Origin of the sequence: Azorhizobium oxalatiphilum, assembly GCF_014635325.1 — a bacterium.
In the GTDB taxonomy this organism is placed as follows: domain Bacteria; phylum Pseudomonadota; class Alphaproteobacteria; order Rhizobiales; family Xanthobacteraceae; genus Azorhizobium; species Azorhizobium oxalatiphilum.
The window spans coordinates 815695-830391 of record NZ_BMCT01000001.1 but is presented as its reverse complement, the minus strand read 5'-3'; the positions used below and the strand labels follow the sequence as shown (position 1 = coordinate 830391).

At 67.3% G+C, this 14697-nt stretch carries 15 protein-coding genes; 14 read left to right on the top strand and 1 reads right to left on the bottom strand.

All coding sequences use genetic code 11. From position 1 onward, the window contains the following. Positions 1–2: 2 nt before the first annotated feature. The 14 genes from IEW24_RS03725 (at position 3) to IEW24_RS03660 (ending at position 13379) form a co-directional block, all read left to right on the top strand. Entirely contained in the window at positions 3–893 is an 891-nt protein-coding gene (locus IEW24_RS03725) for a carbohydrate ABC transporter permease (RefSeq protein ID WP_188575524.1), read from the top strand. An 11-nt stretch (positions 894–904) separates the two neighbouring features. Continuing rightward, positions 905–1978, top strand: coding sequence for an ABC transporter ATP-binding protein (locus IEW24_RS03720; protein ID WP_188575522.1), 1074 nt, complete (start codon positions 905–907; stop codon positions 1976–1978). A gap of 12 nt (positions 1979–1990) precedes the next feature. After that, positions 1991–2752: a DeoR/GlpR family DNA-binding transcription regulator gene (locus IEW24_RS03715; RefSeq protein WP_188575520.1), complete on the top strand. Its 762-nt coding sequence runs from the start codon at positions 1991–1993 to the stop codon at positions 2750–2752. 277 nt (positions 2753–3029) lie between these two features. After that, positions 3030–3722, top strand: a complete 693-nt coding sequence (locus IEW24_RS03710; protein WP_188575518.1) for an HAD-IB family phosphatase — start codon at positions 3030–3032, stop codon at positions 3720–3722. Continuing rightward, positions 3715–5136: an aspartate aminotransferase family protein gene (locus tag IEW24_RS03705; protein WP_188575517.1), complete on the top strand. Its 1422-nt coding sequence runs from the start codon at positions 3715–3717 to the stop codon at positions 5134–5136. The genes IEW24_RS03710 and IEW24_RS03705 overlap by 8 nt, the downstream gene beginning before the upstream one ends. Before the next feature lie 5 nt (positions 5137–5141). After that, complete coding sequence (locus tag IEW24_RS03700) at positions 5142–6065, top strand: hypothetical protein (protein ID WP_188575515.1); 924 nt, start codon at positions 5142–5144, stop codon at positions 6063–6065. Next, a complete protein-coding gene (locus IEW24_RS03695; RefSeq protein WP_188575513.1) occupies positions 6062–6454 on the top strand; it encodes an EamA family transporter in 393 nt (130 codons plus the stop codon). Before IEW24_RS03700 ends, IEW24_RS03695 begins: the two co-directional genes overlap by 4 nt. Further along, entirely contained in the window at positions 6427–7311 is an 885-nt protein-coding gene (locus IEW24_RS03690; protein WP_188575511.1) for an alpha/beta hydrolase, read from the top strand. The genes IEW24_RS03695 and IEW24_RS03690 overlap by 28 nt, the downstream gene beginning before the upstream one ends. Then, positions 7301–8512 (top strand): GNAT family N-acetyltransferase, encoded by a 1212-nt coding sequence (locus IEW24_RS03685; RefSeq protein WP_188575509.1) that lies wholly within the window; start codon positions 7301–7303, stop codon positions 8510–8512. The genes IEW24_RS03690 and IEW24_RS03685 overlap by 11 nt, the downstream gene beginning before the upstream one ends. Further along, complete coding sequence (locus IEW24_RS03680) at positions 8509–8934, top strand: DMT family transporter (RefSeq protein WP_188575507.1); 426 nt, start codon at positions 8509–8511, stop codon at positions 8932–8934. Before IEW24_RS03685 ends, IEW24_RS03680 begins: the two co-directional genes overlap by 4 nt. Further along, positions 8922–9395 carry a DUF2147 domain-containing protein gene (locus IEW24_RS03675; protein ID WP_188575505.1) on the top strand — a complete coding sequence of 158 codons (474 nt, stop codon included), beginning with the start codon at positions 8922–8924 and terminating at the stop codon, positions 9393–9395. The genes IEW24_RS03680 and IEW24_RS03675 overlap by 13 nt, the downstream gene beginning before the upstream one ends. Positions 9396–9401: 6 nt before the next feature. Then, positions 9402–11201 (top strand): ATP-binding protein, encoded by a 1800-nt coding sequence (locus tag IEW24_RS03670; protein WP_188575503.1) that lies wholly within the window; start codon positions 9402–9404, stop codon positions 11199–11201. 1 nt (position 11202) lies between these two features. Beyond that, entirely contained in the window at positions 11203–12585 is a 1383-nt protein-coding gene (locus tag IEW24_RS03665; protein WP_188575501.1) for a sigma-54-dependent transcriptional regulator, read from the top strand. A gap of 11 nt (positions 12586–12596) precedes the next feature. Next, a complete protein-coding gene (locus IEW24_RS03660; protein WP_188575499.1) occupies positions 12597–13379 on the top strand; it encodes a MipA/OmpV family protein in 783 nt (260 codons plus the stop codon). Positions 13380–13431: 52 nt separating this feature from the next. On the opposite strand, the gene IEW24_RS03655 is transcribed toward IEW24_RS03660, so the two are convergent. Beyond that, entirely contained in the window at positions 13432–14298 is an 867-nt protein-coding gene (locus IEW24_RS03655; protein WP_188575498.1) for a LysR family transcriptional regulator, read from the bottom strand. Between the last annotated feature and the right edge of the window lie 399 nt (positions 14299–14697).

The following is a 14697-nucleotide window of genomic DNA, read 5'->3' as shown; positions in this document are numbered from 1 at the left end:
GCATGACCACACTTCACGGCCAGACCGACGCCAAGACGCTGCCGTTCACGCAGGAGGCCCGCCAGCCGTTCCGCCTCGCTGCGCTGAAGCGCGGATGGCTGCACGTGGTCATGGTCCCGCTGGCGCTGCTCTGGCTGAGCCCGCTGGTCTGGATCCTCGTCACCTCGCTCAAGACGCGCACGGAAGTGTTCGATCCCGCCGCCGGCTTCCTGCCGCAGGTGCTGCAATGGGCGAACTATCCCGGCGCGCTCTCGGTGGCCCCGTTCGGCATCTATCTGGTCAATTCGGTCCTCGTGACCGGCGGCATCCTGATCGCCCAGCTCGTCACCATCACGCTGGCGGCCTATGCCTTCGCGCGGCAGACCTTTCCCGGCAAGAACCTGCTGTTCACGCTGTTCCTGCTGCAGATCATGTTCCCGATCTACGCCACCTTCCTCACCAATTTCGTCACCGTGCGGGAGCTCGGCCTGCTCAATTCGCTGCCGGCGATGATCGTGCCCTTCGTCGCCTCCGGCTACGGCACCTTCATGCTGCGCCAGTCCTTCCGGCAGGTGCCGACCGAGTTGGCGGATGCCGCCCGCCTCGACGGCTGCGGGCATCTCGGCATCCTGTGGCACGTCTACCTGCCGCTGGTGAAGCCGACGCTCATCGCCTTCGGCATCATCACCGTGGTCACACACTGGAACGACTATATGTGGCCGCTGCTCGTCAACAACAGCGAGAACGTGCGCACGCTGCCCATCGGCCTCGGCCTGCTGGCGAAGTCCGACAGCGGCGCCGACTGGACCCGGCTGATGGCGGCGACCGTCGTGGTGGTCTCGCCCCTGCTGCTCCTCTTCGTCATCTTCCAGCGCCGCTTCGTCGACAGCTTCATGCACGCCGGGCTCAAGTAAGGATCGGATCAATGGCCGAAGTCATTCTCCAGGGCGTGAGCAAGGCCTATAATGGCCGCCCCACCGTCCATGCCGTGGACCTCACCGTCGCGGACAAGGAATTCATGGTGCTGGTCGGCCCTTCCGGCTGCGGCAAGTCCACCACCCTGCGCATGATCGCGGGGCTGGAGGAGATCACCGCCGGCCGCCTGCTCATCGACGGGGCGGACGTCACCCACGCCGCGCCGCAGAAGCGCGACATCGCCATGGTGTTCCAGTCCTACGCGCTCTATCCGCATATGACGGCCTATCGCAACATGGCGTTCGGCCTGCTGAAGACCACCAGCCTCGGCAAGACGGAGGTGGACCGCCGCATCCGCGCGGCGGCCGAGATCCTGCACATCACCCATTTGCTGGAGCGCAAGCCCAACGAGCTGTCCGGTGGTGAACGCCAGCGTGTCGCCATCGGCCGTGCGCTGGTGCGCCAGCCCAAGGTGTTCCTGTTCGACGAGCCGCTCTCCAATCTCGACGCCAAGCTGCGCACCCGCATGCGGGGCGAGCTGAAGCGCCTGCACAAGGAACTGGGGCTGACCGTCATCTATGTCACCCACGATCAGATCGAGGCCATGACGCTCGGCACCCGCGTGGCGATCCTGTCGCAGGGCAGCCTCCAGCAGGTGGGCGCGCCCATGGAGCTCTACATGCGCCCGGCCAACACCTTCGTCGCCACCTTCATCGGCACGCCGGAGATGAGCCTGCTGCGCTGCGCGGTGAAGGCCGACGGCACAGGCTCCAGGCTGGATCACGAGAGCTTCAGCATGGTGCTGGACGCCGATGCGGCCAATCCCGACGTGTTCCTCGGCGTGCGGCCGGAGGAAATCCACGTCCATCCCCATTCCGTCCCCGGCATGGCGCGCGGTATCGTCGAGCGGACGGAGCTTATCGGCTCCGAGGCGCTGGCGGAGATCATGCTGGGACAGGACCGGATCACCGCCCGCATGCCGGTCGCCGACGTGCCCGAGAGCGGTGCGCAGGTCTCGCTGTCTTTCGACCTGACCCGCGCCCGCCTGTTCGACGCCAACACCGGCCGCGCGCTCGCGGCCTGAGGATCACGACCCATGTCCCAGACGTTGCGGCAGCAGCAGATCATCGGCTGGCTGCGGGAAAATCAGGCGAGCACCGTTCTCGACCTTGCCGACCACTTCCAGGTTTCCGACGAGACCATCCGCAGGGACCTGAAGACCCTTGCGGAAAGCGGCATCGTGGAGAAATTCCACGGCGGCGTGCGGCTGAACGAAATGGCGTGGGAAGCCCCGTTCGAGCGCCGCCTCCAGCAGCAGGCGGGCGCCAAGCGGCGCATCGCGGCGGCCGCCGCCGAACAGATCGAGGACGGGGCCACCATCCTGCTCGACAATAGCTCCAGCTCCTGTTTCCTCGCCCGCGAACTGGCGGCGCGGCGGCGCGGGCTCACCGCCATTACCTTCTCGGTGGAGGTGGCCTCGATCCTGTCGTCGGCCGGCCCGCACCACCGCATCATCCTGCCGGGCGGGGAATTGCGGGCGGAAGACCGCACCCTCGTCGGCGCATCCGCCATCGAGTTCGCCTCGCGCTTCACACCGGGCCTGTTCGTGATGTCGGTCGCCGCCGCATCGGCGGGGCGTGGATGCCTGGACTTCGATATGTTCGAGACCGAGTTCAAGCGCGCCATGATCCCGCTCGCCGAGCGCGTGATGCTGCTGCTCGACAGCTCAAAATACGCCAAGCACGGCCTGATCCAGGTCTGCGGCTGGTCCGCGATCGACATTTTTGTCAGCGACGCCCCGCCGCCGGAGGCGATCGCCCATTCGCTGGAGCATGCCGAGGTGCTGGTCGCGAACTAGCGGTCGGGCACGACGCAAGGTCAGGATGATTTTGCCGCCCCCGGTCGTCCGGCACGGGGGGACCGGGAGACCGCCTTGCGGCCTTCCCCATCTCCATCATTCCCCTACGCGATCAACCCCTGCCGCGCGGCCATGAGCGGGGCTACATTTTTTGGAGCTTCCCCCGTTTCGCGGCGGCTCAGCCGTATCTGCATATTTTAAAAACCTTTATTTATCAGACAATTATTCATTGGCACACGACTTGCGATGAGGAGAGGGAAAATCTGAGGCCCTCTTCATGGATTGGCATTTTGCCCTGGACTTCGACGGCACCATCTGCCCTGTCGACGTCACCGACTTCATCCTTGAGCGTTTCGCCGCACCTGCCTGGCACGATATCGAAGCGGAATGGGAACGGGGCGCCATCACGACCCGAGAATGCCTGCGCCGGCAGGTGGGCCTGATCGACGCCGACCCCACTGAGATCGACGCCGCGCTGACCGAAATCCGGCTGGATCCGGCCTTTCCCGCTTTCGTCGGCACCGCCTTGGCAGCGGGCGCCAGCGTGTCCGTCATTTCGGATGGCTTCGACCGTTTCATCCGCACCCTTCTGGTTGCCGGCGGCACGCGGCTGCCCTTCAGCGCCAACCGTCTCCTGCACCTCGGCGGCAGGCGGTGGGAGGCGCAATTCGGATCGCAGACGCCCGCTTGCCCGAACGGCTCCTGCAAGTGCCTCGCGGCCGGCGAGATGGCCCGCCGCGTGATCCTCGTCGGCGACGGGCGCTCGGATTTCTGCCTCGCCCGGCATGCCGACTTCGTGCTCGCCAAGGGCCGCCTCGCCGCCTTCTGCCGCGAGCACGCCTTGCCCCATCAGCCCATCGCCGGCTTCGAGGATGCCCTCGCCTGGCTCGCGCGCACGCCGCTCTCCTCCCTCTCCCCGCTCCCCACCCCCGGCCAGTCCGGCCGCCGACCTGAGACCCTCCATGCTTGATCGCAACCTGCTGCTCGCCGACGCTCCCGACACCGTCACCGAGGAGCGCGAGCGCCTCCTCGCGCTGGAGAACGCCTACTGCTCGCACGGCGACACCGTGCATTACACCGAGTTCCCGAAGATCTTCGAGCGCTGCGAAGGCTCGTTCATGTTCGACGACGAGGACAAGCCGTTCCTCGACCTGCAGATGTGGTATTCGGCGGTCAATTTCGGATATGCTAATCCCCGGCTCAACGATGCCATGTTGCGCCAGCTCAACCGCCTGCCGCAGGTGGCCAGCCAGTATCTGCACCGCGAGAAGATCGAGCTTGCCGCCGAGATTTCGGTCGGCGCGCAGGAACGCTTCGGGCGCAAGGGCCGCGTGCATTTCAACGTGGGCGGGGCGCAGGCCATCGAGGACAGCCTGAAGCTGGTGCGCAACGCCAGCAACGGCAAGAGCCTGATGTTCGCCTTCGAGGGCGGCTATCACGGCCGCACGCTGGGCGCCTCCGCCATCACCTCGTCCTACCGTTACCGCCGCCGCTACGGCCATTTCGGCGAGCGCGCGCAGTTCGTGGAGTTTCCATATCACTTCCGTGGCCCGCGCGGCATGTCGAAGGAGGAATACGGCCTCCACTGCGTGCGCAAGTTCGAGCGCCTGTTCGAGAGCGAATATAACGGCGTGTGGGACCCCAAGGTCGGCCAGTCGGAATATGCCGCTTTCTATGTGGAGCCCATCCAGGGCACCGGCGGCTATGTCATCCCGCCCGCCAACTTCTTCCCGGAGCTGAAGCGCGTGCTCGACAAGCACGGCATCCTGCTGGTGGTGGATGAAATCCAGATGGGCTTCTACCGGACCGGAAAGCTCTGGTCGATCGAGCATTTCGGTGTCCAGCCGGACGTGCTGGTGTTCGGCAAGGCGCTGACCAACGGCCTCAACCCGCTGTCCGGCCTGTGGGCGCGTGAAGAGCTGATCAATCCGCAGGTCTTCCCCGCCGGTTCCACGCACTCGACCTTCAACGCCAATCCGCTCGGCACGGCGGTGGCGCTGGAAGCCATGAAGCTCATGAACGAGGACGGCTTCGGCGCCAGCGTCATGGAGAAGGGCGCGCACTTCCTCGAAGGGCTCAAGGAGCTGAAGAAGAAGCACGCCATCGTCGGCGATGTGGACGGGCTCGGTCTTGCCTTGCGCATCGAGATCTGCGAGCCGCACGACAGCTACACGCCGTCGAAGAAGCTCGTGGACCTGATGTCGGACGAGGGCATGAAGGGCGACCTCGACTATCAGGGCGAGCGCTACGGCCTCGTGCTCGATGTGGGCGGCTACCACAAGAACGTCATCACCGTTGCGCCGGCGCTCACCATCTCCCATGCGGAGATCGACATGGCGCTGGCGCTGCTCGACCAGCTCTTCACCCGCGTCACGCCCCGGTGACGGTCATGCGCGCCCGCGTCATAGACCTCGACGGATCGCTCGCGGTTCAGCCCGGGTTCGTGGCCGCGTGTGCGCAGGCGGGTGGCGATCTCATCGCCGCCCGCGCCCTCGCCCCGAAGCTTCGCCTGCTGGCGCAAAAGGCCGCGCTCCGCGCGCTGGACCGCCAGCTCGGCCCCCACCGGAACGGCGATCTGTATTTCATCGGCTCCGGCGATTTCCACCATCTCACGCTGAAGCTGGTGGAGCGCGTCGGCGCCCCCGTGAGCATCATCCATTTCGACAACCATCCCGACTGGATCCGCCTGCCCGCCAGTCTCAATTGCGGCTCCTGGGTGGCCCGCGCGCTGGAGCGCCCCGACGTGCTGCGCATCATCACGCTCGGTCCCGACAGCGAGGACCTGCGCACCCCGCAGGCCAAGGGCGCGGCGCTGCGGCCGATCCGCGAGGGACGGCTGGAAGTCCACCCGCTCCACGGGGGCACCACCGCCTATGCCGGCTCGGCGTTCCGCGCCCATGGGGTGAGCGCGCCGCACGGCACCGGCGGGCGGGGCCTCGCGTGGCCCGGCCTGTCGGGCGGGGACTGGCCCGCGCAGATCGAGACCATCGCCACGCGCCTGCCGGATGCCCCGCTGTGGGTCACGCTCGACAAGGACGTGCTGTCCCGTCAGGAGGCTGTGACCAATTGGGATCAGGGCAGCCTCAGCCTGTCTCTGGTGCTGGAGGCCGTCAGCATTTTCGCGCGCCATCGCCCCATCGCCGGCATGGACGTCTGCGGCGACTATTCGGCAGCTGACGGGCTCGGCCCGTGGCGCCGCTTCCTCGCCTTCTGCGACCGCTCCCAGCGGCGCATCTCCACCTTCACCGGCGCCGCCATCAATGGCGACACCAATCTGCGCATTCTCCGGCACATGGCGCAGGTGCTGCAATGAGCATGCTCTTCCTCCTGGCCCTCTCCGTGGTCTGCGACGTCACCGGGCAGCTCGCCTTCAAGAAGGGTGCCGATACCCTGCCTCGGCCGGCCAACCTCGGGGTTTTCCTCGTCGCCCTGTTCCGCGCGCCCTGGCTGCTGCTCGGCATCGCCATCTATTGCGCGGAGTTCGCCATCTGGATCCGCGTGCTGATGATCGCCCCGCTCGGCATCGCCTTCCCGCTCGCCAGCCTCAACATCATCGGCATCATGCTCGCCAGCCATCTGGTGCTCGGCGAGCCCATCAACCGCCGCCAGTATGCCGGCGCCGTTCTCGTCATGGCGGGCATCGCGCTCGTCGCCGGCAGCCTGTGGGACCCGACATGGCCATCCTTGATCGCAGCTTCATGATCGAACGCGGCCCGGTGGGCGTGCTGCTCATCCACGGCCTCGGAGGCACGCCCATCGAAATGCGCGACGTGGCCCGCGCGCTCGGCGCCTCCGGACACACGGTGCTGTGCTGCCAGCTCGCCGGCCATGGCGGCACTGCCGACGACCTCACCGCGACCACGTTCGAGGACTGGTACGACAGCGTCCTGGAAGCCCTCGCGACGCTGGAGCAGAGCTGCGACACCGTCCTCGTCGGCGGCCTGTCCATGGGGGCGGTGCTGGCGGCTCTGCTCGCAGCCCGCCAGCCCGAGCGGGTGCGCGGCCTCATCATGCTGGCACCGACGCTGCGCTACGACGGTTGGTCGATCCCCTGGTACAGCTTCCTGCTGCGACTGCTGATCGATACCCCCATCGGCCGGCGCTACCAGTTCGAAGAGCGCGAGCCTTACGGGGTGAAGGACGAGCGCATCCGCGCGATCATCGTCCGGGCTCTGCGCCAGAACTCCGGCGTGGCCGGCCTCACCGCCACGCCCGCACCCGCCCTGCGGGAGCTATGGCGTCTCGTCGCCACCATCCGCCCACTGCTACCGACCATCCGCCAGCGCACCCTACTCGTCCACGCGCGGCATGACGACATCGCCAGCCTGAAGAATGCCGTCCTGCTGCAGGCCCGCCTCGGCGGCCCCGTGGACTGCCTGATCCTCGACGACAGCTACCACCTCGTGACGCTCGACCGGCAGCGCCATCTCGTCACCGAGCGCGTGGTGAGCTTCATCGCCACGCTGACGACCGCCATCCCCCCTGCCGTGCGGCAGGATCGGCGGCCGCACGAGACGATCGCTGTCCCCACCACCGGAGCCGCCTGCCATGTGGCGTGAGACGGCGCTGCCCATGCTCCGCGCGTCGGAGACGGCCGGCGCGGCTCCCTCATCGGGCCGGGTCGTTTCCGGCATGGCGGACGTGCCGCGCCACGACTGGTCCGCCTGTCGGCCGGGCGAGGCGGAGGGCTGGGCCTATCTGAGAGCCTGCGAAATCGGCACGCCGCCGGCCTTCCGCCTGTCCGCCGCGCGTGTGGACGATGCGCGCGGCTTCGCGGCGGGCGCGCCCCTGTTCGAGGTCGGATACCGGTTGGACACGCCCCTTCAGGGGGGATGGCTGGGCAGGGCGTGCGACGGCATCGAACGCCGGTTTCCGGGGCTGCTGGAATGGCGCCTGATCGGCGTGGGCTCGCCTTTCTCCGAGGAATGCCCGCTGGCGGTTCATCCGCGCCTGTCCGAGGCGGAACGGGGCGCGGCCCTCGGGGCCCTGATCACCGGCATCGAGCGCGAGGCCCGGCAGCGCGGCGCTGCGGCCATCGCATTCAAGGACATCGGGCAAAGCGACTTCGCGCGCGTGGGCCCGATCCTGCAAGCGGCGGGCTACGCCCCCATCAACAGCCTGCCGCTTGCAGTGCTCGATCTGGAAGACACGCGCACTCTCGATGCCTATCTGGCGCGCCTGTCTTCCGCCACCCGGAAGGACATCCGCCGCAAGCTGAAGCGGAAGGACGCCGTGAGCGTCGAGTGGCGCAGCGATATCGAGGGGCTGGAAGCTGAGATCGCGGATCTCTACGCCTCCACCCGCGCCCAGAGCCACGTCCATTACGGCGCCTTCGAGGAATTGCCGCAGGACTATTTCGCGCGGCTCTCCCGCCAGATGCCGGGGCAGGTCGCGTTCGCCTGCTATCGTGTCGCGGGCGTCCTCGCGGCCTTCAACCTGCTCTTCATCGAAACTGACCGCGTGATCGACAAGTTTCTCGGCATGCGCTACCCGCTCGCCCGCGAGCACGACCTCTATGCACTGAGCTGGGTCGAGAACGTGCGCTTCTGCCAGAGCATCGGCCGCCGCTATCTCCAGACCGGACAGACCGCCTATGCGTCCAAGCTGCGCTTTGGCAGCGCGCTGCGGCCCTCCACCCATATGGTGAAGCACCGCAATCCCCTCCTTCAGGGCGCCGTCCGGCTGGCCGCTCCCCTCCTGTCCTTCCCGCGCTGGGATCCGGATCTGCGCGCCCACCGGGCACGGAAGGCAACGGCATGACGCGCTCCGTTTCCCTCCGTGTGGCGGTGCCACTCCTCATCGCATTCCTCGCTGCCGATACGGGCACGCAGCTCGCCTTCAAGGCGGCGGCGCTTGATCTCGACCGGCTGCCGCTTGATGGCGCGCTGCTCGTCGCGGCCTTCCAGATGCCATCCGTCTGGGTGGCCGCCCTGAGCTATCTCATCACCTACGTGCTCTGGATCGCCATCCTTCAGCAGGCCGGGCTCGGGCGCGCCTTTCCACTCACGGCCCTGAGTTACGTAACGGTGCCGCTGGGGGCCTGGGCCCTCTTCGGCGAGCGGATCGGCTGGCTGCCGGCCACCGGCATCCTGCTCATCTGCCTGGGTGTCCTCGTCATCGCCGCCGCCGAGGACACCTCCAGCCGCGCCTGCGCCGAGGAAGACCTGCCATGCACGGAATGATCGCCACCATCACCTTCCTGCTGAAACTGACCACCATCGCCTATGCCCCGGGGAGCGAATTTTCCGGCCCCTGGCTAACCGATGATGGGGAAGCGGCCATCGAGTTCCGGACCTGCGGCGAAGGGCTTTGCGGGGTCATCGTCTGGCTGAAGTCCCCGCTGGACGATGGCGAGCCGGCCCGCGATGATCACAATCCTGACCCACGGCTGCGCGATCGTCCGCTCTGCGGCCTCGCGGTCATCGGAAGCCTGCATCGGAATGGGGATCAGATGGACGGCGGCTGGATCTACGACCCCGAGGGTGGCACGCGCTATCAGGTGGCCATCCGCCAGCGCCAGCGGGACACGCTGGACGTGACCGGCTTCGTCGGCATCGAGACCTTCGGGCGAAGGGTCAAATGGCGGCGGGCGCCCGTGGACCTGCCGCGCTGCGCGCCCGGCGCCGGAAGCACCGGACTTTGAGGGCGCATGCCAGCCCGTGCTTCCCGAAACTGGTGGTCGCGGCTCGGGCTGCGGCCGAAGCTGACGCTGTCCTTTCTGATGGTGAGCGTGCCCCCGGTGCTGATCGCGAGCTTCATCGCCGCGCAGACCATGTCCCGCGCCTTCGAGCGCAATGTGGATCAATGGATCGGCGAAATCGCCCAGTTCATGGCCTATGAGGCGGTCGATGCGCAGGACGAAACCCGGCACGCCACCTCCATCATCGCCGCCGCCCTCTCACAGAACACGACAAGCCTCACGCAGGACAATGCATCGCTCGAAGCCTATGCCGACCTGCTGACCTCGGTCGGCTACGATTATGTCCGCCTGTATGATGCCGCCGGCACCGTCCTCTATGCCAATGGCGAGCTGGAAGTCTCCCAGCCCCTCCCGCGCGAGCAGATCACGTCCATCTTCTTCGCCAGGGCCGGCGGCCAGCCCGTCATGATGGTCGGCGCCGTGCAGGCCCTGCACATCGGGCGCTCGGACTATTTCCTCTTCGTCGGCGACCTGCTGGACGAAAAGTTCTTCAAGGCGCCCGGCAGCATCCGATCGCTGGAAGTGCATCTGGTGGAAGTCACCGAGGGCGGAACGGCCGCCCGCGACATGATGCACGGCAGCGGCGGCACCGTCACCGTGCCGCCGGATGTCATCACACGACTTCGGAACGGTACGGACAGTGTCAGCCAGAGCGACATGTTCGGCACCGGGCCGGCCGTCGCCTATGCCGCGCTGCGCGACAACCGCAACCGGCTGGTGGGGATCATCGTCTGCCGCCTCGATGGCGCCTCCGCCGTTTTCGAGCGGCTGGGCACGTGGTGGCTGTTCCTGGCTCTTGCCTCCATCGCAGGCCTGCTGTCCCTCGCCGTGGGCGTCGCCATTTCGCGCCGCCTCAGCGCGCCCCTGCATCATCTCAGCGCCGGCCTGAAGGCGGTGGCGGACGGCGATTATCAGGTGCGCATCCGGCGCCCCGGAGGCCGCGAGATGGACGAGCTGGCCAACGGCTTCAATGCCATGACAGCCCAGCTGGAAACCCTGAGGTCGCTGGAAGCCACCATGCGCCACCGGGCGCAGCTCGCCACGCTGGGCGAGGCGGCGGCGGTGATTGCCCATGAGATCCGCAATCCGCTCGGCATTATCAAGACCTCCACCGAACTGGTGCGCAAGCGCAGCGCCCCCGCGCCCGCCGAGGACCGCCTGCTCGGCTTCGTGCTGGACGAGGTCAACCGGATTGAGCGCATGGTGGCGGACCTGCTCGATTATGTGCGCCCCATCCAGTGCGAGCGGCGCCCGGTGGACCTCTGCGCCAGCGTGGTCCGGCCCGTCTTCGATTTCGCCTCACCGGAGCTGACCCGGCGCGGCATGACCAGCGCGCTCGTCCTCCCCGACCGTCCCCTGATGGTCGATGGCGACGGCGACCGCCTCTATCAGGCCATCCTCAATCTGCTGCTGAACGCCATGGATGCCGCGACGAAGGACGGGCACGTCATCGTCCGCCTCTCGGCATGCGACGGCATGGCCGTGGTCGAGGTCGAGGACAACGGCCCCGGCGTACCGGACGACATGCGCGAACGCATGTTCGAGCCCTTCATCACCACCAAGGCCCACGGCACCGGCCTCGGCCTCGCCAAGGTGCAGACCACCCTGCAGGCCCATGGGGGCACCATTGCCTACCGGCACGCGCCCAATGGCGGGGCCATCTTCAGCCTGCGCCTGCCCCTCGCTGAGGCCGGGACCGGAGCCGCTACCGTCGGCGCCGTTCCCGCACCGACCCACGGAGAACGATGAGATGGGATCAGCCATCCTGGTGGTGGACGACGAGGCAAGGCTCGGCGAGGTGCTCGCGGCGGCGCTGAACGAACGCGGTTTCGAGACCGCCGCCGTCACCAGCGCGGCGGCGGCGCTCAGCCATTGCGCGGACCATGCCGTGGACCTCGTCCTCACCGACCTGCGCATGCCGGACATGAGCGGACGCGAACTGCTGGTGGCCCTGAAGAAGGGCCGGCCGGACCTGCCCGTCATCATCATGACTGCCTATGCCACCGTGCGGGGGGCCGTGGATCTGATCAAGGACGGCGCCTTCGACTATGTGGCCAAGCCCTTCGACACCGACGACGTGGTCGCGACCATCGAGCGGGCGCTCAACATTCGCGCCGTCGTCAGCGAGAATGCGCGGCTGCGCTCGGAGCTGGAAGGACGCTACCGCTTCGACACCCTGATCGGCGAGAGCCCGATCTTCAAGGACATGCTCCGGCAAGTCGGGGAGGTGGCGCAGAGCCGGGCCAGCGTGCTGCTGCACGGCGAGAGCGGCACCGGCAAGGAACTGATCGCCCGCGCCATTCACTACAACAGCCCGCGCCGCGACCTGCCGTTCGTCGCCGTCAATTGCGCGGCCATCCCCGAGACGCTGATCGAGAGCGAGCTGTTCGGCCATGTGAAGGGGGCATTTTCCGGCGCCACCGCCAACCGGGAAGGCCGCTTCAGCGCCGCCCATCGCGGCACGCTGTTTCTCGACGAGATCGGCGACATGCCGCTGGCGGTTCAGGCCAAGGTTCTGCGCGCGATCCAGGAGCAGACCTTCGAACCGGTCGGCAGCAGCAGGAGCCTGAAGGTGGACGTGCGCATCGTCGCCGCTTCCCACAAGGATCTCCAGAAGGCGATCTCGGCCGCCGAATTCCGCATGGACCTCTATTACCGGCTGGCGGTCTTCCCCATCACGCTGCCCGCTCTGCGTGAACGGCGCGACGACATCCCCCTCCTCGCCGCCCATTTTCTGGCGCACGCGGCGCGGGAGATGGGCAAGCGCATCTCCGGCCTCAGCCCCGCCGCTCTGGAGGCGCTGAAGGCCTATGCATGGCCCGGCAACATCCGCGAGCTGCAGAACTGCATGGAGCGGGCCGCCATCGTCGCGCACGGGTCCATGGTGGAAACCAGGGACCTGCTGCTGTTCGGCCCGGAGAGCGGGAGCGTGGCCGCCTCCGGCGCCCTGCCCTCCGATCTCGACGCGGAGCTGGAGCGTCTGGAGCGGGACTTCGTACTGGAGGCTCTCAAACAGACCAACGGCGTGCAGGCGCGCGCCGCCGAACGCCTCGGCATCACCGAACGCAGCCTATGGCACCGCATCCGGAAACTCGCGATCAAGGTGTCGCGGGTGGCCGAAACCGAAGACTGAAAGGCTCGCGCGTGCTTCGACCCCTGCTCCTCGCCTTCGCCCTCTTCCTGCTTGCGGACGGGCCGAGCTTCGCGCAGGAGGCGCTCGGCGAAGGATGGATCATTACCATCGGCCTGCAAACGGCAGTGGCTCCGAGCTTTCCGGGCGCAAAGCAAACCAGTCTGGATTTTTCGCCGAGCTTCGACATCCGGCGCGCGGGAGAGCCCGCGACGTTCGGCGCGCCGGATGATGACTTCTCGATCCCCCTGTTCGAGTTCGGCGGCATCTCCATCGGGCCGACCGCCTCCCTTCGTGCGTCGCGGAGCGACAATGTGCTGTACGGGCTGCCCGGCTATGGCTCGTCGGCGGAGTTTGGCGCGTTTGCGGAATTCTGGCCGTTGGACAAGGCGATCCGGGTCCGGGCCGAACTCCGGCAAGGCGTCAGTGCAGGCGATGGGCTGACGGGCAAGCTCGGCGTCGACTGGGTGCACGAGGCCGGCAGTTTCACCTATTCTCTGGGGACACGGCTGGACTTCGCCGACCGGACCTCCATGAACACCATGTTCGGCGTGTCGCCCGTAACCAGTCTCGTGAATCCCTCGCTCTCGGCATTCGCGCCCGCCGGTGGCCTCACCACCAGCGGGCTGGTCGGGTCCCTCGCCTATGCGCTTCCGGATCATTGGACGACCACGCTCTTCGGCGGCTATTACCGGCTTGCGGGCGACGCCGCCGACAGCCCAGTGACCCGCTCTCTGGGCGGCACCAACCAGTTCACGCTCGGTATCGGCCTCGAGCGCGAATTCTCACTGCGCTGATGGCGATGCGCGCCGGCAGGATCCGCACCTCGCCGCACCCGGACGAGGTCGTTCAGGGCGCGGCAAACGCCGCCTTGAGCCAGTTGAAGACACCATGCGCCGGATGCCATGTGGGCTGGCCGGGCGGCCCCAGCAGCACATGGCACAGGCTGGTGTTCAGCCCTGCCCCTTCGATGCGGGCGAGCCGGCCCGCGGCCACATAGGGTTCCGAATAGGTGGAATAGGCCACCGTGACGCCAAGCCCCTGTGCGGCGATCTCCAGCGCGGTCACGGCATTGTCCACCTTCAGCGTCGGCATCTCGCCGTCAAGCTTGACGCCCATCTCGTCCGCCCAGCGCCGCCAGATGTTGTGCCGGCCCTGAATGAGGATCAGTCGCGCCTCCCGCAGCACCCGCTGCATGGACATGGCGCCAAGCGCCTCGGCCATCGCCGGCGTGCAGACCAGATCCAGCCGCTCGCACGGCAGATGCGGGCAGGCGGGATCCACCTCGGCCACATCGCGCACTTCCACCACCACATCCGCGATCTCGGCATTCGGGTCGGTCCAGATGGCGCTGTTGAGGCGCACCTCGGCTTTCGGACACGCCGCCACCAGATGCTCCAGACGCGGCGCCATCCATAGGGTCAGGAAGGACACCGGCGCGGAAATGGCCACCGTCCGCGGCACCTTGCGGCCACGCAGGCCCTCGGTGGCGGCGGCGGCCAGATTGAGTGCCTCGGTCACGCCCGCCAGATAGGCCTCGCCGACCTCGGAGAGCTGCAGCGTATTGGACTTGCGGATGAAAAGCGTGCGCGACAGGTAGCTTTCCAGCGCCTTTACCCGCTGGCTCACGGCTGCCTGCGTGCAATTCAGCTCCTTCGCCGCTTCCGTGAAACTCAGATGGCGGGCCGCCGCCTCGAATGCTTGGAGGCCGCTCAAGGGGGGCAAGTTTCGCATCAACCGGGGCCGCCAGAAACAAAAACGGGGTCACTGGCACGGATTCTATTGCTTGGGCGCGCTTCGGCACAAGCCATACTTCGAAAGTCTCCCGGGACCATGAGAGCGCCGCGAAGACCGTCCGGCGCATGGCTCACCGGATCGAGCAAGACCCTGCACCCGCCGGGTGACGTGATCCGGATGCGAGGCAGGATCCGGATATTGAGCGCCTAAAAGATTAGCGCTCGCACGCGCCCGCTGCCGTGGATCCGTGCACCGCCGATCGCCGTCGATGGCCCAGGCGATAGGGCCAGGCAGTTCGATGGCCGAGGGTTGCGGTGCACCAAACTTAAGCTCCCAGCGATCCGATTTTGGGCTTGAAGGCCGCATTGTTTAGTATAC

Bases quoted from the DNA above. Each gene is read 5' to 3' on its own strand.
- IEW24_RS03725 (WP_188575524.1), top strand. From the start codon at position 3: ATGACCACACTTCACGGCCAGACCGACGCCAAGACGCTGCCGTTCACG.
- IEW24_RS03720 (WP_188575522.1), top strand. From the start codon at position 905: ATGGCCGAAGTCATTCTCCAGGGCGTGAGCAAGGCCTATAATGGCCGC.
- IEW24_RS03715 (WP_188575520.1), top strand. From the start codon at position 1,991: ATGTCCCAGACGTTGCGGCAGCAGCAGATCATCGGCTGGCTGCGGGAA.
- IEW24_RS03710 (WP_188575518.1), top strand. From the start codon at position 3,030: ATGGATTGGCATTTTGCCCTGGACTTCGACGGCACCATCTGCCCTGTC.
- IEW24_RS03705 (WP_188575517.1), top strand. From the start codon at position 3,715: ATGCTTGATCGCAACCTGCTGCTCGCCGACGCTCCCGACACCGTCACC.
- IEW24_RS03700 (WP_188575515.1), top strand. From the start codon at position 5,142: ATGCGCGCCCGCGTCATAGACCTCGACGGATCGCTCGCGGTTCAGCCC.
- IEW24_RS03695 (WP_188575513.1), top strand. From the start codon at position 6,062: ATGAGCATGCTCTTCCTCCTGGCCCTCTCCGTGGTCTGCGACGTCACC.
- IEW24_RS03690 (WP_188575511.1), top strand. From the start codon at position 6,427: ATGGCCATCCTTGATCGCAGCTTCATGATCGAACGCGGCCCGGTGGGC.
- IEW24_RS03685 (WP_188575509.1), top strand. From the start codon at position 7,301: ATGTGGCGTGAGACGGCGCTGCCCATGCTCCGCGCGTCGGAGACGGCC.
- IEW24_RS03680 (WP_188575507.1), top strand. From the start codon at position 8,509: ATGACGCGCTCCGTTTCCCTCCGTGTGGCGGTGCCACTCCTCATCGCA.
- IEW24_RS03675 (WP_188575505.1), top strand. From the start codon at position 8,922: ATGCACGGAATGATCGCCACCATCACCTTCCTGCTGAAACTGACCACC.
- IEW24_RS03670 (WP_188575503.1), top strand. From the start codon at position 9,402: ATGCCAGCCCGTGCTTCCCGAAACTGGTGGTCGCGGCTCGGGCTGCGG.
- IEW24_RS03665 (WP_188575501.1), top strand. From the start codon at position 11,203: ATGGGATCAGCCATCCTGGTGGTGGACGACGAGGCAAGGCTCGGCGAG.